This is a genomic window from Phenylobacterium sp. (assembly GCF_020253645.1).
Taxonomy (GTDB): Bacteria; Pseudomonadota; Alphaproteobacteria; order Caulobacterales; family Caulobacteraceae; genus Phenylobacterium.
This window is the reverse complement of the sequence record NZ_JADCBG010000052.1, coordinates 1-24,064: the sequence shown is the minus strand read 5'-3', so window position 1 is coordinate 24,064 and position 24,064 is coordinate 1. Positions and strand designations below refer to the sequence as shown.

23 protein-coding genes and 1 tRNA gene are annotated in these 24,064 nt (G+C 69.4%); 11 read left to right on the top strand and 13 right to left on the bottom strand.

The features are described 5' to 3' along the window. Positions 1–699: phosphate/phosphite/phosphonate ABC transporter substrate-binding protein (gene phnD, locus INE98_RS04105; protein WP_293536794.1), on the bottom strand; the 699-nt coding region annotated here is incomplete at its 3' end. A 119-nt stretch (positions 700–818) separates the two neighbouring features. Between phnD and INE98_RS04100 the strand changes: the two genes are divergently transcribed. After that, a complete protein-coding gene (locus tag INE98_RS04100; RefSeq protein WP_293536792.1) occupies positions 819–2,513 on the top strand; it encodes a lysine--tRNA ligase in 1,695 nt (564 codons plus the stop codon). Positions 2,514–2,520: 7 nt separating this feature from the next. Here the strand turns inward: INE98_RS04100 and ggt are convergent, their stop codons facing one another. After that, complete coding sequence (ggt, locus tag INE98_RS04095; protein WP_293536791.1) at positions 2,521–4,263, bottom strand: gamma-glutamyltransferase; 1,743 nt, start codon at positions 4,261–4,263, stop codon at positions 2,521–2,523. A gap of 83 nt (positions 4,264–4,346) precedes the next feature. On the opposite strand from ggt, the gene INE98_RS04090 reads away from it, so the two are divergent. Together INE98_RS04090 and INE98_RS04085 are read left to right on the top strand one after the other, a co-directional pair. Next, positions 4,347–5,381, top strand: a complete 1,035-nt coding sequence (locus INE98_RS04090; protein ID WP_293536789.1) for a P1 family peptidase — start codon at positions 4,347–4,349, stop codon at positions 5,379–5,381. A gap of 81 nt (positions 5,382–5,462) precedes the next feature. After that, positions 5,463–5,539, top strand: a tRNA-Arg gene (locus tag INE98_RS04085). A 75-nt stretch (positions 5,540–5,614) separates the two neighbouring features. On the opposite strand, the gene INE98_RS04080 is transcribed toward INE98_RS04085, so the two are convergent. Then, positions 5,615–6,796, bottom strand: coding sequence for a Fic family protein (locus tag INE98_RS04080; RefSeq protein ID WP_293536788.1), 1,182 nt, complete (start codon positions 6,794–6,796; stop codon positions 5,615–5,617). Positions 6,797–6,943: 147 nt separating this feature from the next. Here INE98_RS04080 and INE98_RS04075 point away from each other — a divergent pair, with 147 nt between their 5' ends. Both INE98_RS04075 and INE98_RS04070 read left to right on the top strand, forming a co-directional pair. Beyond that, the gene (locus tag INE98_RS04075; protein WP_293536787.1) at positions 6,944–7,261 is read left to right on the top strand and encodes a hypothetical protein; all 318 of its coding nucleotides are present in this window, start codon (positions 6,944–6,946) and stop codon (positions 7,259–7,261) included. A 170-nt stretch (positions 7,262–7,431) separates the two neighbouring features. Continuing rightward, on the top strand, positions 7,432–7,887 hold the full coding sequence (locus INE98_RS04070; protein ID WP_293536785.1) for a VOC family protein: 456 nt from the start codon (positions 7,432–7,434) through the stop codon (positions 7,885–7,887). 248 nt (positions 7,888–8,135) lie between these two features. Here the strand turns inward: INE98_RS04070 and INE98_RS04065 are convergent, their stop codons facing one another. Both INE98_RS04065 and INE98_RS04060 read right to left on the bottom strand, forming a co-directional pair. Then, positions 8,136–8,957, bottom strand: coding sequence for a hypothetical protein (locus INE98_RS04065; RefSeq protein WP_293536784.1), 822 nt, complete (start codon positions 8,955–8,957; stop codon positions 8,136–8,138). 487 nt (positions 8,958–9,444) lie between these two features. Further along, entirely contained in the window at positions 9,445–9,795 is a 351-nt protein-coding gene (locus tag INE98_RS04060; protein WP_293536782.1) for a hypothetical protein, read from the bottom strand. A gap of 402 nt (positions 9,796–10,197) precedes the next feature. On the opposite strand from INE98_RS04060, the gene INE98_RS04055 reads away from it, so the two are divergent. Next, positions 10,198–10,737 carry a hypothetical protein gene (locus INE98_RS04055; protein WP_293536780.1) on the top strand — a complete coding sequence of 180 codons (540 nt, stop codon included), beginning with the start codon at positions 10,198–10,200 and terminating at the stop codon, positions 10,735–10,737. Positions 10,738–10,864: 127 nt separating this feature from the next. Next, positions 10,865–11,566, top strand: a complete 702-nt coding sequence (locus tag INE98_RS04050) for a VIT family protein (RefSeq protein ID WP_293536798.1) — start codon at positions 10,865–10,867, stop codon at positions 11,564–11,566. On the opposite strand, the gene ccoS is transcribed toward INE98_RS04050, so the two are convergent. The 8 genes from ccoS to ccoN are packed head-to-tail and all read right to left on the bottom strand — an operon-like array spanning position 11,563 to position 19,350. Then, positions 11,563–11,718 carry a cbb3-type cytochrome oxidase assembly protein CcoS gene (gene ccoS / locus INE98_RS04045; RefSeq protein WP_293536778.1) on the bottom strand — a complete coding sequence of 52 codons (156 nt, stop codon included), beginning with the start codon at positions 11,716–11,718 and terminating at the stop codon, positions 11,563–11,565. The genes INE98_RS04050 and ccoS overlap by 4 nt on opposite strands. Continuing rightward, positions 11,715–13,868 carry a heavy metal translocating P-type ATPase gene (locus tag INE98_RS04040; protein ID WP_293536796.1) on the bottom strand — a complete coding sequence of 718 codons (2,154 nt, stop codon included), beginning with the start codon at positions 13,866–13,868 and terminating at the stop codon, positions 11,715–11,717. Before INE98_RS04040 ends, ccoS begins: the two co-directional genes overlap by 4 nt. Before the next feature lie 50 nt (positions 13,869–13,918). Then, the gene (locus INE98_RS04035) at positions 13,919–14,422 is read right to left on the bottom strand and encodes a FixH family protein (protein WP_293536777.1); all 504 of its coding nucleotides are present in this window, start codon (positions 14,420–14,422) and stop codon (positions 13,919–13,921) included. Beyond that, positions 14,419–15,915: a cytochrome c oxidase accessory protein CcoG gene (ccoG, locus tag INE98_RS04030; protein WP_293536775.1), complete on the bottom strand. Its 1,497-nt coding sequence runs from the start codon at positions 15,913–15,915 to the stop codon at positions 14,419–14,421. Before ccoG ends, INE98_RS04035 begins: the two co-directional genes overlap by 4 nt. A 9-nt stretch (positions 15,916–15,924) precedes the next feature. Then, a complete protein-coding gene (ccoP, locus tag INE98_RS04025) occupies positions 15,925–16,794 on the bottom strand; it encodes a cytochrome-c oxidase, cbb3-type subunit III (protein ID WP_293536773.1) in 870 nt (289 codons plus the stop codon). Next, positions 16,781–16,960: a cbb3-type cytochrome c oxidase subunit 3 gene (locus INE98_RS04020; protein ID WP_293536772.1), complete on the bottom strand. Its 180-nt coding sequence runs from the start codon at positions 16,958–16,960 to the stop codon at positions 16,781–16,783. Before INE98_RS04020 ends, ccoP begins: the two co-directional genes overlap by 14 nt. Then, complete coding sequence (ccoO, locus tag INE98_RS04015) at positions 16,957–17,691, bottom strand: cytochrome-c oxidase, cbb3-type subunit II (RefSeq protein WP_293536770.1); 735 nt, start codon at positions 17,689–17,691, stop codon at positions 16,957–16,959. The genes INE98_RS04020 and ccoO overlap by 4 nt, the downstream gene beginning before the upstream one ends. A gap of 12 nt (positions 17,692–17,703) precedes the next feature. Beyond that, positions 17,704–19,350 (bottom strand): cytochrome-c oxidase, cbb3-type subunit I, encoded by a 1,647-nt coding sequence (gene ccoN, locus INE98_RS04010; RefSeq protein WP_293536769.1) that lies wholly within the window; start codon positions 19,348–19,350, stop codon positions 17,704–17,706. A 522-nt stretch (positions 19,351–19,872) separates the two neighbouring features. On the opposite strand from ccoN, the gene INE98_RS04005 reads away from it, so the two are divergent. The 4 genes from INE98_RS04005 to INE98_RS03990 all read left to right on the top strand — a co-directional run bounded on the left by INE98_RS04005 (position 19,873) and on the right by INE98_RS03990 (position 24,051). After that, positions 19,873–20,085: a hypothetical protein gene (locus INE98_RS04005; RefSeq protein WP_293536767.1), complete on the top strand. Its 213-nt coding sequence runs from the start codon at positions 19,873–19,875 to the stop codon at positions 20,083–20,085. A 168-nt stretch (positions 20,086–20,253) separates the two neighbouring features. Then, the gene (locus INE98_RS04000) at positions 20,254–20,709 is read left to right on the top strand and encodes a hypothetical protein (protein ID WP_293536766.1); all 456 of its coding nucleotides are present in this window, start codon (positions 20,254–20,256) and stop codon (positions 20,707–20,709) included. 80 nt (positions 20,710–20,789) lie between these two features. Further along, a complete protein-coding gene (locus INE98_RS03995) occupies positions 20,790–22,277 on the top strand; it encodes an NAD-dependent succinate-semialdehyde dehydrogenase (RefSeq protein ID WP_293536764.1) in 1,488 nt (495 codons plus the stop codon). A 97-nt stretch (positions 22,278–22,374) separates the two neighbouring features. Further along, entirely contained in the window at positions 22,375–24,051 is a 1,677-nt protein-coding gene (locus INE98_RS03990) for a glycosyltransferase family 4 protein (RefSeq protein ID WP_293536763.1), read from the top strand. Positions 24,052–24,064 lie beyond the last annotated feature (13 nt).

The window sequence follows — 24,064 nt, the reverse complement described above, 5'->3', positions numbered from 1 at the left end:
CTCGGGCAGGGTGGGCGAACGCCAGATCACCTCGATGTCGGTGACGGCCTTCTGCGCCGCCTCGGTCTTCTGGTCGGCCAGCCGGGCGATGGACTGGGAATTGTTGGTGGCCGCGTCCAGCTGCCCCATCGAGACGGCGAAGAGGTTGGCCTCGTGGTTGGCGCTCCGCACGGTCTTGAAGCAGGTCTCCGGGCGGATGTTGCGCGGCCCGAACAGCCAGGTCATGGGCGCGAGGGTCCCGGAGGTCGACTTGGCGTCCCCCATGGCGAAGTCCAGCGTCCGGTCACAGGCCAGGATGCGCTCCAGGGTCAGGCCGGACCCCTTCTTCACGACGATCAGGGCCTGGTAGCCGTCAGGCCCATCGGGCTTGGTGGTCCGGGCGAAGACCTCGCCGCCAGACCGGCGCACGGCCTCCAGGCCCGACTGGTTGGTGAACCAGCCGGCATCGGTCTGCTTGAAGCGCATGGCCTCGATCAGGGCGGTGTAGTTGGTCCCGTAGAAGGGCTCGATCTTCAGGCCCGTGGCCTTCTCCATGTCGGCCAGGAAGGGGGTCCAGGCGCCCTGTGCGGCCTGGATGTTCTCGGTGGACATGATGGAGAAGCGCACCGTCCCCGGCGGCGGGCCCTCGGGCGCCCTGGGCTGGCAGGCGGCCAGGGCCAGGCTTGCGAGGACCAGGACAGCGAGGCGGACAGAGGGCATGGGTGGTCTCCGGCGCGGGGTTAGGGGGGCGAGTTCATGCCCGTTTCGGGGCGAAGGGCAAGGCGTTGTCGTCCCTGTGCGGGCTTGAGGCCGCCGCCAAGGAAGGCTAACGCCCCGTCATGTCCGTTCGCACCGACCTGTCCGCACTCGCCCTGCCCGCCCGCGAGGCCCGCTCCTGGCCCTTCGAGCAGGCCCGCCTCCTGCTGGACCGGATCCTGCGCCTGCGCCTCGACGACGCCGGCCGCGACCTGGCCGCCGCCCTGCTGGCCCAGGGTCGCCCGGACGAAGCCGTCGCCGCCCTGCCGGCCTTGCGCGAACCCGTCATCTTCCAGTGCGGCTACGGCGCCTCGGGCCTGCCGCACATGGGCACCTTCGGCGAGGCCGCCCGGCCGACCATGGTGCGCACCGCCTTCCGCGCCCTGACCGGCGAGGCCATCCCCACCCGGCTGATCGTCTTCTCCGACGACATGGACGGCTTCCGGAAGATCCCCGACAACGTCCCCAACCGCGAGGCGCTGGAGCTGGACCGGGACAAGCCGGTGACCAGCGTCCGCGACCCCTTCGGCCTCTACGAGAGCTTCGGCGCCCACAACAACGCCCGCCTGCGCGCCTTCCTCGACGGCTTCGGCTTCGACTACGACTTCATGTCCTCCACCGAGACCTACCGGTCCGGCCGGCTGGACGCCGTGCTGCTGAAGGTGCTGGAGCGCTTCGACGCCATCCAGGGGGTCATGCTGCCCACCCTGGGCGAGGAGCGTCGGGCCACCTATTCGCCCTTCCTGCCCATCAGCCCGACGACCGGCCGGGTCCTGCAGGTCCCCACCCTGGAGCGCAATGTCGAGGCCGGGACCATCGTCTTCCGGGACGAGGACGGGACCCTGACCGAGACCCCCGTCACCGGCGGCCATGTGAAGCTGCAGTGGCGGCCGGACTGGGCGGCCCGCTGGGTGGCCCTGGGGGTCGACTACGAGATGTCCGGCAAGGACCTCGTGGACTCCGTGCGGGTGTCCAACAAGGTGGCGAGGATCCTCGGCGGGGAGCCGCCGGAGGCCTTCCACTACGAGCTCTTCATGGACGAGAACAACCAGAAGATCTCGAAGTCCAAGGGCAATGGCCTGACCATGGAGGAGTGGCTGCGCTACGGCGCGCCCGAGAGCCTCGCCTACTACATGTACCAGTCGCCCAAGTCGGCCAAGCGGCTCTATTTCGACGTCATCCCCAAGGCGACGGACGAGTACCTCCAGCAGCTGGACGCCTACAACCGGGTCGGCGCCGGGGCCAATTCGCCCGCCATCGACAACCCCGCCTGGCACGTCCACACCGGCGCGCCGCCGGCGGCGGGCTCGCCCCTGTCCTTCTCCCTGCTCCTGAACCTGGTGTCGGCGGCCGACGCCTCGACCAAGGAGATCCTGTGGGGCTTCATCGCCCGCTACATGCCCGGCGCCGACGCCGCCAGCCAGCCCCTGCTGGACCGGCTGGCCGACTATGCGATCCACTACTACGAGGACTTCGTGAAGCCCTCGAAGCGGTTCCGCGCGCCGGACGACCGCGAGCGGGCCGCCATGGCCGACCTCGCCGCCCGGCTACGGGCCCTGCCCGCCGGCTGCCAGGACGCCGAGCTCATCCAGGCCGAGGTCTATGAGGCCGGCAAGGCGGCGGGCTTCGAGCCCCTGCGCCTGTGGTTCAGCGCCCTCTACGAGGTCCTGCTGGGCCAGAGCCAGGGCCCGCGCTTCGGCTCCTTCGCGGCCATCTTCGGCCTCGACCGGACGGTGGGTCTGATCGACCGCGCGCTGAAGGGCCAGCTGGCGGGCTGAGCCCCGCTCAGGGCTTGCGCGCCACGCCCTCGCGGCGGGGATCGGCGCCGCCGGACAGGCCCTGCGGCGTCACCATCACCCCGTGCAGGCCCGAACCCTCCGCCCCGCCGGCGCCCACCAGGACCACGCCGCGCGCCGCCAGGCCCTCGACCACGCCGGGCGGGAACTTGGCCGCTTCCGACATGTAGCGCGCGCCCCGGGCGATCAGGTTGGGCAGGGCGATCGCCTCCTGCATGGAGAGCTTCCAGTCCAGCACGCCCACAAGGGCCTTGAGGTTGTAGGCCAGGATGGAGTTCCCGCCGGGTGATCCCACGGCGGCCACGAACCGGCCCTTGCGGTCCAGCACCACGGCCGGGGCCATGGAGGAGCGCGGCCGCTTGCCGGGCGCCACGGCGTTGGCCGCCGGGACCCCGTCCTTCTCGGTCGGCGAGAAGGAGAAGTCGGTCAGCTGGTTGTTCAGGAAGAAGCCGTGGACCATGCGGCCGGAGCCGAAGAGGCTTTCCACGGTGGTGGTCATGGAGACGACATTGCCCTCGCCGTCGACAATGACGAAGTGGGTGGTGCCACCGGGCTCCTGCGTGGCGTCGGGCGCGCGTACGCCGGCCCCGCGGGGCTTGCCCGGCGCCGGGGGCGCGCCGGCGACATCCTTCGGGATCAGGGCCGCCCGGGCCTTGAGGTAGGCGGGGTCCAGCAGGCCCTGCACCGGCACGTCGACGAAGTCCGGGTCACCGAAATAGCGGTCGCGGTCGGCGTACATCAGCCGGCTGGCCTGGGAGAAGAGGTACCAGCCCTGCACCGTGTCCGGGCCATGGGCGGCGATGTCGGTATTGGAGAGGATGCCGAGGCCGATCAGCACGGCGGGTCCGCCTGAGGGCGCCGGCGGGACGCAGACCACATAGACCCGGTAGGGGCGGCAGACTGGCTCGGAGACCTTGGGCTTGTAGGCCTTCAGGTCGGCCAGGGTCAGGGTCCCGGGCAGGGGCCCCTCGGTGGTCCGCTTCACGATGGCCTCGGCGATCTCGCCTTCCAGCAGGGCGGCGGGCCCCTCGGCGGCGATCTTGCGCAGGGTGGCGGCGTAGGCCGGGTTCCTGAGGATGTCGCCGGCCTGGATCAGCTGGCCGTCCGGCCTGGTGAAATAGGCCACGGCGTCGGGCTGGCGCCCCCAGGCGGCGGACCGGGCGGCCAGGGCGGCCAGGCGCGGGGTGACGGCGAAGCCCTGGTCGGCCAGGGCTTCGGCCTCGGTGAAGAGGTCCTTCCAGGCCAGGCGTCCGTGGGCCTTCTGGGCCATGTGCAGCATGGCCACGGCGCCGGGCACGCCGGTCGACCGGCCGCTGGTCACGGCGTCGGCAAAGGACAGGGGCTTGCCTTCGGGGCCCAGGAACATGGCGGGCGAGGCGCCCATGGGCGCGGTCTCGCGGCCGTTGTAGGCGGTCACCTTGCGGGTCTTCGCGTCGTAATAGGTGATGAAGGCGCCGCCGCCGATGCCCGAGCTCTGCGGCTCCACCAGGCCCAGGGCGGCCTGCACGGCCACCGCCGCATCCACCGCCGAGCCGCCGCGCCTCAGCACCGAGACGCCCGCCTCGACCGCGAGGGGATGGGCGGCGGCGACCATGCCGGTCTCCTTCGCCTTGGTCGCCGGGGCGGCCGCCGGAGCCGACGCCTCCCGCGCCAGGACCGGCGACGCCGGCAGGGCGAGGGCCAGGACGGCGGCGGTCAGGAGGGCGGACTTCAGCAGGGGGAAGGGACGCATGGGGGCCTCACGACGCAGGAACCACCCAACCTATAGACCCGCCCGCGTGGACAAGGAACGCCATCCGGTGTTCTAGGAGCGGCATGAGCCCGCCCGCCCCCGGCCCCCGCAACCTCATCACCGACGTCCCTGGCCTCGCCGTCGGCCAGGCTGAGGACCTGGGCGCGCGCACTGGCGTGACGGTGATCCTGCCCGAGGGGCGGGCCGTCTGCGCCGTGGACGTGCGCGGCGGCGGCCCCGGCACCCGGGAGACCGACGCCATGGCGCCCGAAAACCTGGTGGAGGCCGTCGATGCGGTCGTCCTGTCCGGCGGCTCGGTCTGGGGCCTTGCCGCCGCCGACGGCGCCACAGCCTGGCTGGGGGCCCGGGGCCGGGGCTTCCGCCTCGCCGACCGGCCGGGCGTCCCGCCGTCCCCCGTCGTGCCCGCGGCCATCCTCTTCGACCTCGCCAATGGGGGCGACAAGGCCTGGGGCGAGGACCCGCCCTATCGCGAGCTAGGCCGCCGGGCCTGCGCCGCAGCGGGCGCCGACTTCGCCCTGGGCACAGCGGGCGCCGGCTATGGCGCGGCGGCCGGGGGCCTCAAGGGAGGGACCGGCTCGGCCTCGATCCTCTCTGCGGACGGCGCCGTGGGAGCCCTGGTCTGCGTCAACAGCTGGGGCTCGGTCACCGCCCCGGACGGCCGCACCTTCTGGGCCGCCCCCTTCGAGATCGACGGGGAGTTCGGGGGCCTCCCCCTCGACGGCCTGCGCGCCGGCCCCGGCCAGTGGGGCCCGTCCAAGGCCCCGCCCCCGGCGGGCGCCCGACAGAACACCACCATCGCCTGCGTCGCCACCGACGTCGCCCTCACCCCGGCCCAGGCCAAACGCCTCGCCGTGATGGCGCAGGACGGCCTCGCCCGCGCCATCCGGCCGGTGCACGCCCCCTTCGACGGCGACGTGGTCTTCGCCCTCTCCACCGACCGCCGGCCCCTCGTGGGCGGAGACGCGACTCTCGCCCGCCTCGGCGCCCTGGCCGCCGACACCCTCGCCCGCGCCGTCGCCCGGGGCGTCTTCGAAGCCACACCCTGGCCCGACGCCCGCCCCGGCGAAGGCCCCCCCGCCTGGCGCGACCGCCGCTGAACGGCCCAGGAATCTCCCGCCCCCCGCTTGCGCTTTGCCGCCCGTGCGACTAGGTTCCGCGCCCTCGCCGCAAGGCGGTGCGCGCCCGTAGCTCAGCTGGATAGAGCATCAGACTACGAATCTGAGGGTCGGACGTTCGAATCGTTCCGGGCGCGCCATTCTTCCCAAGATCTAGGAAAACATTGGGGTTTCACCGTCGGTGGAACCGTGTCCCGCCGAGTCTACGGCACCTATCATGTGGGCCGGTTCGGGTTGGCTTGGCCGAGGCCCGAAAGGTCTCCGAAGAGAGCGGTGTAAGGAGCGTATTCAAACGCCTTGTTCCGCTCGTAGCCGGTGATCTCGATCAGGATGCCTAACTCCACAAACCGGTTGATGAGATTGCGCGCGCCGCCGCCCGAAATGCCCAGACTGTCGCGCACCTCGTTTGCCATGACCACAGGCCGCTTGAACAGGAAATCGAGCAGGGCAAAGGCGTGCTTGCTTCCCCGGTCGTAGGCATCGCCGATCATCGTGCGGTGGCCCTCACGGAGGTCGATGATCTGGGCCGCCACCTCGGCCGCTTGACGTGCAACCTCGGCGACACCGGTAAGGAAGAACCGGATCCAACCCTCGTAGTCGCCACGATCACGCGTCGCCTGGAGGGCCTCGTAGTATTTCGCTCGATGGGCGCGAAGAAAGGAGGAGAGATAGAGCACGGGCTTATCGAGCAACCCTTCCGCGCAAAGGAGGAAGGTGATGAGCAAGCGCCCTGTTCTGCCATTGCCGTCGTGGAACGGGTGGACCGTTTCGAACTGAGCATGCGCGAGGCCAATCCTGACCAGCGGCGGCAATTCACGCTCCTCGTGGATGAAGCGTTCGAGATCATGGATAGCGGTCGGGACGTGTTCAGGAGGCGGGGGCACAAAGGTGGCGTCCCGCACCGAGGCCCCCATGGGGCCGATATGCACTTGCCCCGTCCGAAACTCGCCGGGACTCTTCTCCCCGCCGCGCACACCGCGCATCAGCCGCTCGTGAATCTCTTTGATGAGCCTGCCAGACACCGGGAGTTCTTTTAGGCGAGCGAGTCCGTAGTTCAGGGCGGCGATGTAGTTCAGAACCTCGCCCACATCTCGCGGGGCGCCGGGTGAGTTCAGTTCGGCTTCGGCCCGCAGAACGTCGTCCAGCGATGACTGGGTTCCCTCGATCTGGCTTGAGAGAACAGCTTCCTTACGCACATACATGGCGACGAAAAGGTCGGCGTTCGGCAGGGTGCGGGTGGAGCCTTTCAGTTCCGCCAAAGCCCGGTCGGCCTCTGACAGAAGCAGCGCGATCTCGCCCGTAAGATTGAAGGGTGGGTCAGCGGGCGGAAGCGGAGCGGGGACGAACGCCTTGTAGCCAGCAAGCTGGGCTTCATACCTTCCGCCCCGGTCGCTCATGTTCGTCCCTTTGGAATCCTAAGAAGCGTATGGGAGTGAATTGGCTCCATGCGATAACTGTCTATCACATGTGGAAGATTCTTCCACATAGGCAAGCTGGCTTCCATATGGAGAGGGCGTAATAACTTTGGACCAGCCGGCCTCCTCATGCACCACGAGGGTCAGGCGACGCCGGTCGACCATGAGACGGAGATGAAGTGGTTCCGCCGGGCCGCCGAGGCGGGAAGCGGCCTGGTCCAGTACCAGCTGGGCGCCGCCTACGCCAATGAGTGCGGCCAGCCGCGGGACTATGTCCGCGCTTACATGTGGATCAACCTCGCCGGGACGCGGGGGTGCGGGCTCGGCTCCAAGGGGAAGGTGGCGGTGGCCAAGCAGACCCTCGCGGAGTTCATGACCCCCGAGGACATCGCCCGGGCCCAGAAGCTCTCGACCGCCTGCTTCATGGCCGGCTTCAAGGGCTACTGAGCCGCCTCACCCCTCCCGCAAGAACCTTCAGGTCATCATCGCCCGCGGCTCAGGCGAGGCGTTTGGCGCGGCAGTGTGCGGGGCGCCTATGGCGATTGCCCGCGGCCATAGGGGCGCCGCCCCGGGATCGATGCGCTGGTCGCCGTCGCAGAACAGGATACAGTGTCGGCATGGATTGGACCGAGGCGCCGAAGCTCGTTCCTGAACTGGATGTCTCCGACCTGGAGACGTCCCTGGTTTTCTACACGCGGATCCTCGGCTTCACGGTGCTCTATCAGCGGCCGGAGGAGGCCTTCGCCTGTCTTGAACTTGAGGGTGCCTGGCTGATGCTGGAGGCGGCGGACGGGCCGGGGCGGCGGTTTCGGACCGCGCCCCTGGTCAAGCCCTTCGGGCGCGGCGCGAACCTGCAGATTCAGGTGCGTGACGTAAGGGCGGCGCATCGTCGATACCTAACCGCCGGCTACGAGCCTCTGATCCCGCTTGAAGCCCGGACCTACCGGGTCGAGGCCACCGAGCGCCGCCTCCTCCAGTTTGTCGCCGTAGACCCGGACGGCTACCTCCTGCGGCTTTGCAGCGAAGGGGAGGACCGGGATCCGGACCTTTTCGGTGGTCAATCCGCTCTGTGACCGCCGCCGAAGTCACATCCCGGCTAGACGCCCTCGAGGCCGCCGGCATCCGCGCCTGGGTAGACGCCGTGCTGGGGCGGCAGACCCGGGATCACGCCGACCGCCGCGACGGCAATAGTGCTGAGACGCACGTTTGATCCTGGGTTCGTTTCCGCAAGCGTCACCTTAGCGCCCACGCCCTGATGGCAGCTATGGGTCGAAAGCGGGCGTTGGCTCTGCGCTCAGAAGCGGACTCTAAGCCTCTCGGTTTAGCGCCCATTTAGCCAAGCTAGTGCGCGACCGAGCCCGTTCGCTTCGGGCGGCAAGTCCTTCGTTCCTAGATCGTGCTCAGTTGGTAACTCGATACCAGATACCTCTACGCCACGAGCCTCCAAACCACGAACCAGCGCGCGAGCACTCTCGATCGGAGTGGAGGTGTCCTTCACGCCATGGACGACAAGGACGGCCCCCCGATAGCCGTCGAGAAGCGGTAGGCACCGCTTGCCGAGCACCGACCACCACCAGATCTCCGGATTCGTTTGGCCCATCCACGTCTTGCCGAGGCGTGGATCGGACTGGATCCTGAGGCGCTGCTCCGCGAACTCTGGATCGCCCTTCGTGAGGATCTCAAGCTCATCCCTGAAGGTGAGGCCGCCACCAGTACTCAGCAGAGCGAGTGCGCTCACGTCCTCCGAAGCGCCGGCCATGGCGCAGGCGGTGAGCCCACCCGCCGACACCGCCAGTAGCTGGAAGGCTCTGTGGTCTCGCAGCTTAAGCTCCTGCTTCAGCCGGCGAGCAGCGGAGAGATGGTCGAACCATCGCGCCTCTTCCGTTGCATGCGCTTCATACCCAGGGCCGCAGACGCCGGCGTCTGAGGATGCGTCCTTGGCAACCACGACCACCCATCGAGTGGAGGCTTCCCGCAGCACCTGGTCGAACCAGGCGAGGGACTGCGTCGTGTTGCAGGTCGAACCTTGGAGCACCATCAGAGCCCGATCCGGTGACCCGGCTTTCCGGTCATAGATTTCGACCGTCAGAAGGCTGTCGTCAGCCCTTCGGATCTGAAGGTCGCGTCTCTCCGGCTCGGCCACGGCCGGACCATTCAGAAGGCCGAGCCATAGGATGATCACTAGAGCTAGACGTCGTGGCATGTGTCGAGATTGCCGTACGCCAGCATACCCGTCAAACGTGCGGGCACGACGGGACGGCGGTGGTACGCGGATGTTTTCAGCGACTTCCGCGCGGGAACCAGGGACGCCACAATCTCGACGTGCGCTGACGGTCAAGGTCGCAAAAATCGACCATAGGGATGCTGACCTTGCGACACCGTCGCCCAATGCTTTGTCTCAGCGCCGCATACATTTCTGCCACACATGCAATTGCTCAGCCCTCAGACAAGATACCCAGCGTGGAAGAGCTGAAGGTTGACGCCGGAGACGGCGTCTAGGGCCCGGGCGACGGCGTCCGCGGGGCTGGCGTCGGGAAGGTGCAGGAGGCCCCGGTCGCGGAAGATGACGACCTGGGCGTCGGTGATGCGACAGGCGGCCGCCGGGCCGGACGGTCCACGCGCCGTGGCGCTCAGTGGATGAACTCCGGCTCAGGGTCGACCTCGAACCGGACGGCGTCGATCTCCGTGCGGCCCTCGATCCAGGCCCGGGCGATGCGGTGGCCGCCATCCATCAGCCGTCCGTCGGCGGAGAGGATGATGGGGTAGGACAGGTCCGCCGACTGGATGCGCGCCGCATGGGCCGCCACCTGCCGCAGGCTGGGCGCCCGGCCCCGGAACCAGCAGTCCTGGTCGAACTCGGGGATGTCGGCGATGGCGATCCGGAAGACGGGCAGGCCGGCGGCGGCGGCCCAGAGCTTCTCCGTCAGCCAGTGGCCGCGTCCGCCGGGAACAGTGTGGGAGTGGGTCTCGGGGGAGGACATGGGCCAAGTCTGGCGCCGGACCCTGCCGGCGACAAGGCGCCGTCAAACTGCCGGCCCTGTGACTAGGTTGGCCCCTCGGTCCGGGGGTTCAGGCCCTGATTTTCTTGCTTTTCACGCGTTTTTCACGCTCGGCGACCGTCACGCGTCACGGGGCCGGCACGCCCATCCGGGAGTATGCCCCTGTTCGTGACGCCGGATTGTCCGGGCGCACCGATCGGCCGGGGGCCAGACGATGACGAGGATGACTGACCAGCAGGCGGGTGCAGAAGCCCGGAGGCTGGAGATCTCCCTTGACGCTCACCTTGCCCGCCCGCCGCGGATCATTCCTGCGGGGCGCCCCGCGCCGTGCAGATCCTACCGGCCCTCGCCCCGGCGCGCGGTCATCGCCTTTGGAGCCTGATCATGCCGAAGCTGACCCTTCAGACCGCCACCGTGCGGATCGCCGACTTTCCCGGCGCCGGCCGGCTCCTGACCGTCCAGGCGACCTGCTTCGGGTCGCCTGAGGCCTGCGCCACGGCCCGCCTGTCGCCGCGCCGTCACGCGTCTGTTCCTGAAGACGGCCTCTGGGACATCGACCTGGTCTGTGAGGACTCAGCAGCCGGCGAGGCTACGCTCTGCCGGCGCGACGTGGTGTTCACCGGTGAGGCTGACTGGTGCGAGGGCGTTCGCCTGCATGGCCCGGGCGGCGAGCTCGAACACCGGATGGACCTGTTTCCGCCGAACCGGTCGATCCCGAACCGCCCTGTCGGACACCTCCCCGACGACACCCCTGTCCTGCCGCCGCCGCGGCCTTTGGCGACGCACGTGAAGCGCCTGGTTCTGGACGGCCTCGCGGCGGCGTCCGTCCTCGCCGCCTTCGGCCTTCTGCCGCTGGCCCTACCCGCCAGCGCCTCCGAGCCGGCCCGCCAAGCGGCGATTCTGGCGACTGACGGGCCGGCGTAGTCCCATGAGCCGCACCCCGGCCGTTATCTTCGCCAGTCTGAACCCGGAATGGGGCGATCCCCTCCTCACCGCCCTTGCCGGACGACGCTGTCAGGAGGAGGGTGGCGCCCGGACAGGAGAGGCCGCCATGACCCGATTGAAGCTCCACGACGAACGCCACCGCGTCACCCGGGTGGGGTGGCTGAGGGCGGCGGTACTCGGCGCCAATGACGGAATCGTCTCCACCGCCAGCCTCATCGTCGGCGTGGCCGCCGCCTCCGCCGGTCGCTCCGAGGTGCTGGTGGCGGGCGTTGCTGCGCTCGTGGCCGGGGCCATGTCCATGGCGGCCGGAGAGTATGTCTCGGTCAGCTCTCAATCGGACACGGAAAGCGCCGACCTCGCCCGCGAGCGCGGCGAACTCGCCGCCCAGCCTGAGTCCGAGCGGGAGGAGCTGGCGGGCCTCTACCGGAGCCGGGGTCTCGACGCCGAGACCGCGCTGAAGGTCGCCGACCAGCTGATGGCCCACGACGCCCTGGGCGCCCACGCCCGGGACGAACTGGGCATTTCCGAGGTCACCGCGGCAAGGCCCGTCCAGGCCGCCTTCACCTCCGCGGCCACCTTCACAGCCGGCGCCGCCGCGCCCCTGGCCCTGGCCGCGGTCGCGCCCGCCGGGGCCCTGGCGGCGGTGGTCTCGGCCGGCTCCCTCTTCGGGCTCGCCCTGCTCGGCGCGGTTGGCGCGCAGGCCGGCGGGGCTCCGCCCCTGAAGGCGGCTGTCCGGGTCACCTTCTGGGGCGTCCTGGCCATGGCCCTGACGGCCGGCATCGGCCGGCTTGTGGGGGCGGCGATCTAGAGGGGCCTGTCCTCGGGATCCTCGATGAGGATCCGGTTCGCATCGCCCTGCGGGTCCTCATACTGGTCGTTCCGGAGGGTCCACCAGAAGGCGGCCAGCCCGACCAGGGCCAAGGCCATGGAGAAGGGCGCCAGGATCACGACGATGTTCATGGCTCGCTTCCCTTCAGCAGCCGCAGGGCGTTCAGGGTCACCACCAGGGAAGATCCGGACATGGCGAGAGCGGCCACGAAGGGATTGATCAGGCCCAGCATGGCCGCCGGTCCTGCGACCAGGTTGTAGAGCGCGGCGAAGGCGAAGTTCTCCAGCGCGCGCCGCCGGGCCGACCGGGCGACGTCGATGGCCTCTCCGATCCGCTCGGGCCGGTCCGCGGGATAGACAAGATCCGCCGCCGACTGGCTGGCGTCGAGGGCCGTGCCCGGGGCCATGGCGGCGTGGGCGTGGCTGAGGGCGGCCACGTCGTTCAGGCCGTCGCCGACCATCAGAACCCGCCGCCCGCGCGCCGTCAGGGCGTCAAGCACCTCGACCTTGCCCTGCGGCGTCAGTCCCGATCGCCAGTCCGTCATGCCCAGCCGGGCCGCCACCCGGCGGGTGGGGGCCTCCACGTCCCCGGACAGGATGGACGCCGTCAGCCCCTTCCGGGAAAGGGCGAGGGCAAGGTCCGGCGCCTGGGGCCGCAGAGCGTCGGCGAAGGCGAAGCGGAACAGGGCGCCGTCGGCGTCCCGGAACCACAGCTCGGTCTGGTCGCCCGAGAGGGGCGCCCCAACGAACGCCGCCCGGCCCAGACGCATGACCCCGACCGGGGTGCGCGCCTCGACCCCCTGGCCGGCCACCTCGACCGCCCCCTCAGCCACGGGGCCGTCACCCGCCGCCTCGGCGAGGGCGCGCGCCAGGGGATGGGACGAGGCCCGGGCCAGGGGACCGGCCCGGGCGATGTCGCTCGGGTCGGCGTTGAGCAGACGTGGCCGGCCCTCGGTCAGCACGCCGGTCTTGTCGAAGGCGACATGGTCGGCCTCCGCCAGGCGCTCGAGTCCCGCGCCGGACTTGACCAGGACGCCCCGGCGGAAGAGGCGCGAGGCGGCCGCCACCTGAACTGCGGGAACCGCCAGGCCAAGGGCGCAGGGACAGGTCACGATCAGCAGGGTGGCCGCGCGCAGCACCGCCTCGCGCACTGGCAAGCCCATCATCCAGGCGACGAGGAAGGTGAGGGCGGCGGCGGTGTGGACCACGGGTACGTAGACGGCCGCAGCCCGGTCGGCCAGCTGCACATAGGTGGACCTCGACTGTGCGCCCGACTCCACCAGCCGGGCGATCCGCGCCAGCGTCGAATCCTCCGAGGCGGCGTCCGCGCGCAGCGTGATCAGGCCGGAGAGGTTCAGGGCCCCCGCCCGGCAGGCGTCGCCGGGCCCGGCGGACAGGGGCGTCGTCTCGCCGGTCAGGATCGCCAGATCGAGCTCGGTGCGGCCGGACTCCAACACCCCGTCGACAGGAATCCGTTCGCCGGGCCGCACGCGGAGGCGGTCGCCGGGACGAACCAGACGCAGAGGTGTTCGACGCTCGCCGCCGTCCGGCCCGAGGATGACGGCGGAGGGCGCCTGGAGGGCCAGGAGGTCCGCCGCCGCGCTTCGGGCGCGCCGCCGCAGGGCGTGGTCCAGCCATCGCCCGATCAGGAGGAGGAAGAGCAGGGTGACGGCCGCGTCGAAATAGGTGTCGCGCCCCATCAGCAGGGTTTCCTGGAAGCTCACCAGGAGGGTCAGGATCACGCCGATCGAGATCGGGACGTCCATGTTGGCCCGGCCGCTCCTGAGCGAGTTCCAGGCCGACCGGAAGAAGACCATGCCTGCAAAGACGGCGCAGGGTGCGCCGATCCCGGCGCTGGCCCACTGCATGAAGGTGCGGGTGGCGGGCCCGAGTTCCTGGCCGAACAGCCCCGCCCAGACGGGGACCGAGAAGATCATGGCGTTGCCTGCGCCGAACCCGGCCACCGCCAGGGCCATGGCCAGCTCCCGCCCCTCCCTGTCCTGGGCCTCACGGGCCGAACCCGGATCATAGGGCGAGGCGGGGTAACCGATGCGCTCAAGCATTCGCAGGACGCGCCTGGGGTCGCCGTCCTGTCGCAGGCCCACCGAGAGCCGCCCTGTGCTGAGGTTCAACCGGGCGGAGACCACGCCGGGCGCGCCGGCCAGTTCGCCCTCGATCCGGGCGATGCAGGCGGCGCAGTGCGCGCCGCTGACGAGGAGGTCGAGGCGCGAGACGCCGGGTCCGTCCGGGGTCAGGTAGGCGGAGAGGTCGGCGCCGTCGATCCCGTCGTCTGCGTCTGGCGCCGGATCGGTCTGAGGCGCTGCGTCATGGGTCAGGGCCACGTCAGCCTCCGTCCCCCCTCGAAGGCCTGACCCCTCGCGTCGACCGCACGGAAAGAGAGGTCCCAGGCGCCGGTGAGGCCCGAGGCCGACGCCTCATATCGCCCGGGCGCCGTCTCCCGGAACGCCAGAAGGCGGCGACCCGCCACGGTCGCCGGACGTTCGAGACGGCCAGTGAGCTTCAGGCCCTGCAGGGCTGCGCCCTCGGCGTCGCGCACCTCGACCCAGGGTCCGCCCGGACCGGCGGCGGCCGCCGCCTCCCAGCCCAGGCGCGCCTGCGCCTCCTGAGTCGCGAGATGGCGGTTGTAGGCCACGCCGTCCTCGTAGGGGGTCTCGGAGACCTGGCCCGGAAATGTGCGGTAGGCGAGGGTCAGGAACCAGACGTTCAGGGCGATCACGATCGCAAAGAAGCCCACAACCACGCCCAGAACATGCCGGCCCGTCAGGGTCCAGCCGCCGCTGGAACCCTCAGCAGGAGTGGAGGGAGTGGACGTCATGGGCGCGCTCCGGGGTCGGTGATGAAGGTCGACTTCACGGTCATGACCCCCTCCGGGAGGGTGACGGTGAAGGCGACCGGCAGGCTCGTCTCGGCCTCCGCCTGCTCGGGCAGGGTCACGAAGACCCGTACGGCGCGAAGGGTGTTGGTCTCGATCCGGGCCCGGACCTCGTCGGCGGCGGGCGCCGCCGGGGTCTTCAGGACGGCGCCGGCTGGCCCGGAGAAGGCGATGCGGGCGTCGGCGTCGGCGAAGCTGCGGTTGGCGATCTTCAGGGTGTAGCCGTTGCGGACCGAGCCGTCCGCAAGCCTCACGGCGATGGGGTTCCGGTCCCTCAGGACGTGGACGTCAAAGGACTGTCTGTGGGCCAGGCCCCAGAGCATGAGACCGGAGACGAGGACCAGGGACCCGGCGTAGACCAGGGTGCGAGGGCGGACGAGGCGGTAGATGGCGGGCTGTCCCGCCGCCCGGGCCGCCACCGCCTTGTCGGTGTCGTACCCGATCAGACCCCGCGGCCGGTCGATCCGGTCCATCATCTCGTCGCAGGCGTCGGCGCAAAGGCCGCAGTTGATGCATTCCAGCTGGGCGCCATCGCGGATGTCGATGCCCATGGGGCAGACCACCACGCACTGCCCGCAGTCGATGCAGCCGCCCCGATCCTCCCAGGTCGCGCCCTTCTTGTGCGGCCCGCGAGGCTCGCCCCGGTCGATCCGGTAGGTGACCTGCAGGGAGTCCTGGTCGATCAGCGCGCCCTGGATACGCGGCCAGGGGCACATGTAGGTGCAGACCTGCTCCCGGAGAGTTCCGGCGAAAACGTAGGTGGTGAAGGTCAGGAGGGCGCAGAAGATGTAGGCGGTGGCGGGCGCCTCGCCGGTCCAGAACTGGCCAAGCACGGTCGGGGCGTCGTGGAAGTAGAAGATCCAGGCGCCGCCCGTTCCGAAGGCTATGCCCAGCCAGACCAGGTGCTTGCCAGCCTTCCGCCAGACCTTGTCGAGGGACCAGGGGGCGGCGTCCCGCCGCATCCGCGCGTTGCGGTCGCCCTCGAACATCCGTTCGACCTGGAGGAAGAGGTCGGTCCAGATGGTCTGCGGGCAGGCGTAGCCGCACCAGAGACGCCCGAACAGCGAACTGGCCAGGAAAAGGGCCAGGGCGGCCATCACCAGAAGGCCTGTGATGAAATAGACTTCCTGCGGCCAGAACTGGAGGCCGAACATGTAGAAGCGCCGCCCCTCGAAGTCGACGAGAACGGCCTGGTCGGGCAGGGCGCCGGGGCGGTTCCAGCGGATCCAGGGGGTGATGTAGTAGATGGCCAGGGTCGCGACCATCAGGCCCCACTTCAGGTCCCGCCACCGGCCACGGACATGTTTGGGATAGATCGGCGTGCGGGGCTTGTAGAGACCGCCTCCGGGATCCCCGCGTCGCCTCGCCTTCTCGGCGGCCGAGGCGGGGCCTTTGTCCCGTCCTTCAGCCCGCGTCCGATCGATGACGACGGCCATGACCCTGGCTCACTGACCGGCGGCGTTGGCGTGAACGTAGACGGCGAGGGCCTTGACCGTCTCGGGGTCAAGGCGTTCAGCCCAGCCGGGCATCACCCCGTTGCGCCCGAAGTGGATCTGTTCACGGATATCCGCCCGGGCGGAACCGTAGAGCCACTCCCGGTCGGTGAGGTTGGGCGCCCCCTGCAGGGGGTCGCCCAGGCCCGCCGGGCCATGGCAGGCGACGCAGTTGGCGGCATAGACCGGCGCCGCCCTCTGGACCGCGGCGGCGTTCGCCGGGCGACCCGAGAGCGCCACGACGTACTCCGTCAGGTCCGCGACCTGGGCGGGCGTCAGGAGCTGGTCCCGACCGAAGGCCGGCATCTGGGAAAACCGGGCCTGCGGGTGGCCCGAGCGTATACCGTACTGCAGGGTCCGGTGGATGTCCTCCAACGTCCCGCCCCACAGCCAGACGTCGTCCCGCAGGTTGGCGTAACCCTTGCCGCCGACGCCGCCGACACCGTGGCAGGTGGCGCAGTTGTCCCCGAAGACCGACTGGCCGACCGCGAGGGCATGGGCCTGGAGTTCCGGGTCGCTCTCGATCTCCTGGAGGGAGGCGTCGGTCAGGCGGGCGCTCTGTTCGCCCCGGAGGGCCTTCAGCTTATCTAGTTGCTCGACCAGTTCGGCCCTGTCGGACTTGCCGAGCACGCCGGGGGTATAGCCGGTCAGGCCCGGCCAGGCGGGCATCAGAACCCAGTATCCGATGGCGACGACGACGCTGGCGTAGAAGATCCAGAGCCACCAGCGCGGAAGGGGGTTGTCCAGTTCACGGATGCCATCCCACTCGTGGCCGGTTGTGGCGACGGGACCTTGGTCGTCTTGGGTTTCAGGAGCCGACATGCTCGTCCTCGTCATCTCTCAGCGGCAGGTGGGCCATGTCTCGGAAGGCTTGGCGGTTCTTGGGCCACAGGGCGTAGGCGACGCCGGCGAGGAAGATGACCACGAAGTAGATGGTGCCTCCCTGCTGGGCGAAGCGGGCGACCTGCTCATAGGTCAGGAAGCTCATCGCAGGTTCTCCGGTGCGTCCGCCTCGTAGGTGCGGAAGTCGACCAGCGTCCCCAGCATCTGGAGGTAGGCCACGAGGGCGTCCATCTCGGTCAGGCGGTCAGGATCGCCGTCGAAGTCGCGGCGGTTGACCTTCTCGCCGTAGTAGCGGGCGAGGCTGACGCCAGACGCCGTCGGATCGACCTGGGCCTCCAGGTCCGCCCGCGCGTTCTTCAGGGCGGTCTCCGTATAGGGCACGCCGACCCGGTTCAGGGCCCTGAGGCGCGCCTCGATGTCGTCGACCTTGAGGTCCTTCTTCGCGAGGAAGGCGTAGGGGGGCATGATGGACTCCGGCACGACGGACCTTGGGTCGATCAGATGCTGGACATGCCAGGCGTCGGAGTACTTGCCGCCAACCCGCGCCAGGTCAGGGCCCGTGCGCTTGGAGCCCCACTGAAAGGGATGGTCGTACATGCTTTCCGCCGCGAGGCTGTAGGGGCCGTAACGCTCCACCTCGTCGCGCAGCGGACGGATCATCTGCGAGTGGCAGACATAGCAGCCTTCGCGGATGTAAATGTCCCGACCCGCCTGCTCCAGAGGGGTGTAGGGGCGCATCCCCCTCACCTTCTCGATGGTGCTCTCGAGGAAGAAGAGGGGGGCGATCTCGACCAGGCCGCCTACCGACACCACCAGGAGGATGCCCAGGACCAGAAGAAGGGAGTGACGTTCAAGCTTTGAGTGTTTCTTCCACATGGTTCCGTCCCCCTATGCCGCAGCCGCGACGATGGGACCGGAGGCCTCGGGCAGGGCGGCGGGCGCCGGCTGCCGGATGGTCCGGTAGATGTTGTAGGCCATGATCACGGCGCCTGAGAGGTACATCAGGCCGCCCAGGGCTCGGATGATGTTGGCGATGTGCTTGGCGGAGACCGTTTCCACGAAGCTGTTCGCCAGGAAGCCCTGGGGCGTGTACTCGCGCCAGAGGAGGCCCTCGCCGATCCCCGACACCCACATGGCGGCGATGTAGAGCAGCAGGCCCAGGGTCGCGATCCAGAAGTGCCACTCCACCAGGGCGTTGGAATGGAGCCGGTCCTTCTTCCAGAGCCAGGGCACGAGGCAGTAGATGGCGCCGAAGCTGATGAAGCCGACCCAGCCGAGGGCGCCGGAGTGCACGTGGCCGATGGTCCAGTCCGTATAGTGGCTGAGGGCGTTCACCGCCCGGATGGACATCAGCGGCCCTTCGAAGGTGGACATGCCGTAGAAGCCGACGGCCACCGCCATCATGCGCAGGACCGGGTCCGTCCGGAGCTTGTCCCAGGCCCCTGACAGGGTCATCAGGCCGTTGATCATGCCGCCCCAGGAAGGCATCCACAGCATGATCGAGAAGGTCATGCCCAAGGTCTGCGCCCATTGCGGGAGGGCCGTGTAGTGCAGGTGGTGCGGGCCTGCCCAGATGTAGATGAAGATCAGCGACCAGAAGTGGACGATGGAGAGGCGATAGGAATAGACCGGCCTCTCCGCCCGCTTCGGCACGAAGTAGTACATTATGGCCAGGAAGCCGGCGGTGAGGAAGAAGCCCACCGCGTTGTGGCCGTACCACCACTGGGTCAGGGCGTCCTGGACCCCAGAGAACAGCGAGTAGCTCTTGGCTCCCAGGAGGCTGACCGGCAGGGACAGGTTGTTGACGATGTGCAGCAGGGCCACCGTCACGATGAAGGCGAGATAGAACCAGTTCGCCACGTAGATGTGGGGCTCCTTTCGCTTCCAGATCGTACCCAGGAAGACGAGGAGGTAGGCGACCCAAACGATGGTCAGCCAAAGGTCCACGAACCATTCCGGCTCGGCGTACTCCCGGCCCGCGGTGATGCCGGCGAGGTAGCCGACAGCCGCCATGACAATAAAGAGCTGGTAGCCCCAGAACACGAACCAGCCCGCCAGCCCCCCGGCAAGGCGGGCCCGGCACGTCCGCTGGACGACATAGAAGGAGGTGGCGATCAGGGCGTTGCCGCCGAATGCGAAGATCACCCCCGAGGTGTGGAGCGGACGCAGCCGACCAAAGTTCAGCCAGCCATGGTCGGGGAAATAGAAGATTCGTGGCCAGGCGAGCTGAAGGGCGATCACGACCCCGACCAGCATGCCCACAATGGCCCAGAAGACGGTGGCGATGGCGCCCGCCCGGATGACTCCGTCCTCATACCGGCCGGGATCGGCGTGATAGCGCCCGTTGGCCACGCCCACGGTGAGGGCGCCCGCCGCGGCGAGGGCCGCAAATGTGAAGATCCAGCCCTCGAGCCTGAACAGTGGATCAGGCGAAAGCGCCGTCGCCATCAGCGCCAGGAAGGCGCCTGCCGCCGAGATGATCAGCAGGGCCACCGCGCCGGGCGGCGAGTCCTGCTGGGCTGCAATGTCCGTCATGACCCGCGAGTCCCCAGTCGTCGTTCGGGGAATCCTGCCGCCGCGGCGGACCGGGAACCTTGATCTAGCACAAACCCGCGGGGCCTCCCGCCGGGGCAAGAGGTCAGGACCTTCTTAATCTTGTTTCAACACCCGGGATCAAGATCAGCGTCGCTACACCTGTGCCAACGGGATACAGGGACAGGGCCTATGATCAAACACAGCAAGAATGACGCCAAAGCGGTCGGGGGCGCGGCCATTCAGGTCCGCATCCTCGCAATCCTGCCGGTCGCGCTCCTTGCCGTCTGGCCATCGTCTGAGGCCTTGGCCTCGACGACCCGGGATGCGCTTTGCCCCCTTGGAGGGTCTCGTAAAGCGCTGTGCCTTGAAGGGCGCCAAGACCGCCGCGCCGTCCAGCCCGGCCCGGCGGTTGCCCAACAGGCCATACGCCGGCCCGTTATCACCCCCAGGATTGTCCTCACCCCTCGCGAGTTCGCTGCAAGACTTTCGCCCAACCAACTCGGGATCGACCTTTCGGACACCGTGCCTCTCGCCCCGGCCCTGAAGGTCCGCGCGAACTGGTTCGACGCCTCGGAGCCGGAGGTCCGGGATAACCCGTTCACACTCGTTGGCAACCGTGCCGGCCTGGTCAACGTCAACCGGGCCGAGGTGCGGGGCGGAGAGGTCTGGCTGACGGCCGGTGCGGGTGCGGGGGAGGCGACGAAAGCCGGCGGCTTCCACACCGCTGCACCCTGAGTCGCTCAGGCCGTGGACTGATAGAGCCCAGCGAAACGGATCTCGCGGCTTTCTCACGCTGAAGTCACCGCCAGTGACCGCGAACCTCACGGGGGCGGGACTCTCGCCTGGCATCCTGTCTTCGCCTGCGACCGAAAGGTCGGCTGCAGGCCGGACAGGGGACTCCTGATGCTTTGCCGTTCCTCCCCCCTCGGGACTCACGCCCGCGCCCTCTTCTCGGTCTCGCTTCACCAGCTCAGCATCCTGGCCAAACACACGGGCTGCCTGTTCTTCTTGACGGCAGTCGGCGCCGAGGCCGGCGTCCCGCAGGCGCCCGACCGGGCCGCGGGCCCCATGGGGTCGATGCATCGGCTGGCGCAGGGGTCCGCGGAGTCCATCCCGGGGCAGGGACCCCGCTTGCTGCTGGCCTTGGGTCGCGGCGCAGCCCCGGTTCTGATCGGCGCCGGTGCGGAGGCGAGCCACCCCAATCCCTTCACCCTGGTGGGGAACAGGACAGGTCTTGCGAACGCCACCCGTCTGGAGATCCTGGACGGGGAGGCGTGGCTGGCGACCACTCCGACCAGCCCCCGCCCGACCGGCCTCGCCGCTTTTCAAGACCCGGGTTCCTCTATAGCCTCGCAATAGACCCTCCAGCTTCTGCGGCGCTTCATGATCTTCCTCGGGACCCCGGCAGACGCCCTCGGTTTTCAGGCGGCGTTCGCCTCATGAAGAGGGCGTCGCCCCCCGGCCAGGCCCAGGGCTCCGTTGGGGTCGGACTCTCGGATCCGGGCCTCCTCCGGCAGGCCGCCTGGATCGCTGGGGCCGAGCGGACCGGCAGGGACTGGATCGAGGTGACCAACCCGGCCAGCGGCCAGGTCCTGGGCCGGATTCCCAACCTCGGCGCCGAGGATGCGGTCGCCGCAGTGGCGGCCGCCCGGGAGGCCCTTCCCGGGTGGCGGGGCCTGACCGCTAAGGATCGCGCGGCGCTGCTTCGCGCCTGGTTCGACCGGGTGATGGCCGCCCGGGCGGACCTGGCCCGACTCCTGACCGCCGAACAGGGCAAGCCCCTGGCGGAGGCGGAGGGAGAGATTGCCTATGCAGCGGCCTTCATCGAATGGTTCGCAGAGGAAGCCCGCCGGGCCTATGGCGACGTCATCCCGGGACACCAGGCGGACAAGCGGATCCTGGTCCTGAAGCAGCCGGTGGGCGTCGTCGCCGCCGTGACGCCCTGGAACTTTCCCGCCGCCATGGTGACCCGGAAGGTCGCCCCCGCCCTTGCGGCGGGATGCACAGTGGTGCTCAAGCCCTCGGAACTCACGCCCTTCACAGCCCTGGCCCTCGCGCGGCTGGGGGCCGAGGCGGGACTGCCGGCCGGCGTCTTCAATATCGTGACCGGGGCGCCGGCCCCGATCGGCGAGGTGCTCACCGGCTCTCCGGATGTCGCCAAGTTCACCTTTACGGGCTCCACCGCGGTCGGAAAGCAACTGGCGGCGGCGTGCATGGGCACGGTGAAGCGGGTCTCGCTGGAACTGGGCGGGAACGCCCCCTTTATCGTCTTTGACGATGCAGACCTTGAGGCGGCCGTCGACGGCCTCATGGCCTCCAAGTTCCGCAATACGGGCCAGACCTGCGTCTGCGCCAACCGCGTCTATGTCCAGGCTGGGGTCTATGAGGCCTTCGCCGCCGCCCTGGCGGCGCGAGCCGGCGCTCTGCGCCCGGGGGACGGGCTGGCGGGGGTCACGGACCAGGGGCCTCTCATCAGCCTTCCGGCCCTCGAGAAGGTCGAGCGCCATGTGGCAGACGCCCTTGCCGGCGGGGCCAGGGTCCTCACCGGCGCGCAGCGACTGCCCCAGGGCGAGCTCTTCTACGCGCCCACAGTCCTGGCGGACGTACCGGCGGACGCCCTGATCAACCGGGAAGAGACCTTCGGGCCCGTCGCCGGGCTGGTTCGTTTCTCCACCGAACCGGAGGTCCTCGCCCTGGCCAATGCGTCGAGGTCGGGTCTGGCGGCCTATGTCTTCACCCGTGACGCAGGCCGGAACTGGCGGATGAGCGAAGGCCTTGAGGCGGGAATGGTGGGGGTCAATACGGGTCTGATCTCCACAGAGGTCGCCCCCTTCGGCGGGATCAAGGAATCCGGTCTCGGCCGGGAGGGTTCACGCTACGGGCTGGAGGAATTCCTCGAAGCCAAGACGGTCTGTCTCTCGATCTGAAGAGCCACAGGCCGCCCTTGCCGAATTCTCGCCGGGCTGTTGCTCTAGGCCTTGCGATTCCTCAGCGACGCGGAAACTCTCGGGGGCAGGCCTTCAGGTGAAAACAGGTTCCAGGCTCGCCATTTACCACCCCCCTGGCCGGATCGGCGCCAAGTCGAACCCGTTCGGCAAGGACGTGGCGAACCTGCAGCTCTACCGGGCCCTTGCAGAGCATGGCGGCTTCAGTCGGGTCGACCTTCTGTCCAATCTCCCGGCGGCTGACGCAGACGTCGCTTCAGACCTGTTTCCCGAGGGGCGCCCGCCGTGCCAGCTGGCCGGGGGCAGCATCCTGTCCACGGAGTCGGCCGCCGAAGGCGGCGTCCTCTTCCGGGGGCAGCCGGAGCTCGACGCCCTTTCGTGGATCCGTCGCAAGGCCGTGGGAGACAGGGGCTATAGTCTGGTGGGCCTCATCCACACCCTCGCCCCTCCGGCGATGAGGCAGATGATCGCCAGCGCCCTGACCGCTCCTGTTCAACCCTGGGATGCAGTGATCTGTACGTCGCCGTCCGTGCGGGACGCCGTCCGGCGCATGTTTGACGGCTGGGGCGATTTTCTCGGAGAGCGGTTCGGCGGCGAGAGGCGGCCGCAGCCGCAATTGCCCGTCATCCCCCTTGGCGTTCCTGTCCAGGCGATCCGAGAGAAGGCGGATCGTCCGGGTGCGCGCGCAAGGGTTCGCTCCGACCTCGGCATAGAGGGCGACGAGGTGCTTGTCGTCTGGGTCGGCCGCCTGTCCTTTTTCGAGAAGGCCTTTCCCCAGCCCATGTTCCGCGCCGTGGAGGAAGCGGGACGGCTGACGGGGCGGCGCATGCACTTCGCCCTGGCGGGCTGGTTTCCGGGCGGCGAGGCGGACCGCGCTCGATACGAGCAGGCCGCCGCAGCCTACGCTCCGTCCGTCCAGGTCGACTTTCAGGACGGCAATGATCCTGAGGTCGTCGCCGACCTGTGGGCTGCGGGCGACATCTTCCTGTCCCTCGTCGACAACATCCAGGAGACCTTCGGGATCACGCCCCTCGAGGCGATGGCGGCGGGTCTTCCGGTGGTGGCGAGCGACTGGGACGGCTATCGCTTCACCGTCAGGCACGGAAACGAGGGCTTTCTCATCCCGACCCTCGGCGGTCCTCCGGGGGCTCTCGGTGAGGCCCTCGCCGTCAGACATGTCATCGGTCTCGACTCCTATCAGTCGTTCGTCGGCGCCGTGGCTCAGCATACGGCCGTCCATGTGGGCCGGGCGGCGGAGGCGATCGCCGAATTGACCCGAAATCCCGACCTGCGGCGGCGAATGGGCGCCGCCGGGCGGGCCCGGGCCCGGGAGGCCTTCGACTGGCCGGTCGTGGTTCGCCAGATGACCGGGCTGTTCGAGGAACTGGCCGCCCTGCGCGCGGCGACGCCCGCCGGACCCCAGACCCACCGCCTCCATCCACTCCGCGGGGATCCCTTTGCCGACTTCGCCGGCTTCGCCACCCACGATCTCGGCCTGGAGCGGCGGCTCCGCCTCAGGCCCGGCGCGGGAGCCGAGGATCTGGCGCGCGCAGCAAAGGTCGACCTCGACGGCGCGTTCCGGATCTGGCGCGCACCTCCGGAGGATGCCGGCCAGATCGTCCTCTTCCTCACCGGAGCCGGCGACGCCAGCGTCCGGGACCTGCTTCTCGCCTTCCCCGTGGAAAGGCGGCGCGCTGTTCAGATGACGCTGGTCTGGATGGCCAAGATCGGCATCCTGGACTGGCTTCCCGGCTAGATCACGACCGAGG

Excerpts from the sequence above, each read along its gene's own strand:
- INE98_RS04000 (WP_293536766.1), top strand. The coding sequence starts at position 20,254 with ATGCTTTGCCGTTCCTCCCCCCTCGGGACTCACGCCCGCGCCCTCTTC.
- ccoN (WP_293536769.1), bottom strand. The coding sequence starts at position 19,350 with ATGACGGACATTGCAGCCCAGCAGGACTCGCCGCCCGGCGCGGTGGCC.
- INE98_RS04070 (WP_293536785.1), top strand. The coding sequence starts at position 7,432 with ATGGATTGGACCGAGGCGCCGAAGCTCGTTCCTGAACTGGATGTCTCC.
- INE98_RS04080 (WP_293536788.1), bottom strand. The coding sequence starts at position 6,796 with ATGAGCGACCGGGGCGGAAGGTATGAAGCCCAGCTTGCTGGCTACAAG.
- ccoG (WP_293536775.1), bottom strand. The coding sequence starts at position 15,915 with ATGGCCGTCGTCATCGATCGGACGCGGGCTGAAGGACGGGACAAAGGC.
- ccoP (WP_293536773.1), bottom strand. The coding sequence starts at position 16,794 with ATGTCGGCTCCTGAAACCCAAGACGACCAAGGTCCCGTCGCCACAACC.
- ggt (WP_293536791.1), bottom strand. The coding sequence starts at position 4,263 with ATGCGTCCCTTCCCCCTGCTGAAGTCCGCCCTCCTGACCGCCGCCGTC.
- INE98_RS04050 (WP_293536798.1), top strand. The coding sequence starts at position 10,865 with ATGACCCGATTGAAGCTCCACGACGAACGCCACCGCGTCACCCGGGTG.
- INE98_RS04100 (WP_293536792.1), top strand. The coding sequence starts at position 819 with ATGTCCGTTCGCACCGACCTGTCCGCACTCGCCCTGCCCGCCCGCGAG.
- ccoO (WP_293536770.1), bottom strand. The coding sequence starts at position 17,691 with ATGTGGAAGAAACACTCAAAGCTTGAACGTCACTCCCTTCTTCTGGTC.
- INE98_RS04035 (WP_293536777.1), bottom strand. The coding sequence starts at position 14,422 with ATGACGTCCACTCCCTCCACTCCTGCTGAGGGTTCCAGCGGCGGCTGG.
- INE98_RS04090 (WP_293536789.1), top strand. The coding sequence starts at position 4,347 with ATGAGCCCGCCCGCCCCCGGCCCCCGCAACCTCATCACCGACGTCCCT.
- INE98_RS04060 (WP_293536782.1), bottom strand. The coding sequence starts at position 9,795 with ATGTCCTCCCCCGAGACCCACTCCCACACTGTTCCCGGCGGACGCGGC.
- ccoS (WP_293536778.1), bottom strand. The coding sequence starts at position 11,718 with ATGAACATCGTCGTGATCCTGGCGCCCTTCTCCATGGCCTTGGCCCTG.
- INE98_RS04075 (WP_293536787.1), top strand. The coding sequence starts at position 6,944 with ATGCACCACGAGGGTCAGGCGACGCCGGTCGACCATGAGACGGAGATG.
- INE98_RS04020 (WP_293536772.1), bottom strand. The coding sequence starts at position 16,960 with ATGAGCTTCCTGACCTATGAGCAGGTCGCCCGCTTCGCCCAGCAGGGA.
- INE98_RS03995 (WP_293536764.1), top strand. The coding sequence starts at position 20,790 with ATGAAGAGGGCGTCGCCCCCCGGCCAGGCCCAGGGCTCCGTTGGGGTC.
- INE98_RS04055 (WP_293536780.1), top strand. The coding sequence starts at position 10,198 with ATGCCGAAGCTGACCCTTCAGACCGCCACCGTGCGGATCGCCGACTTT.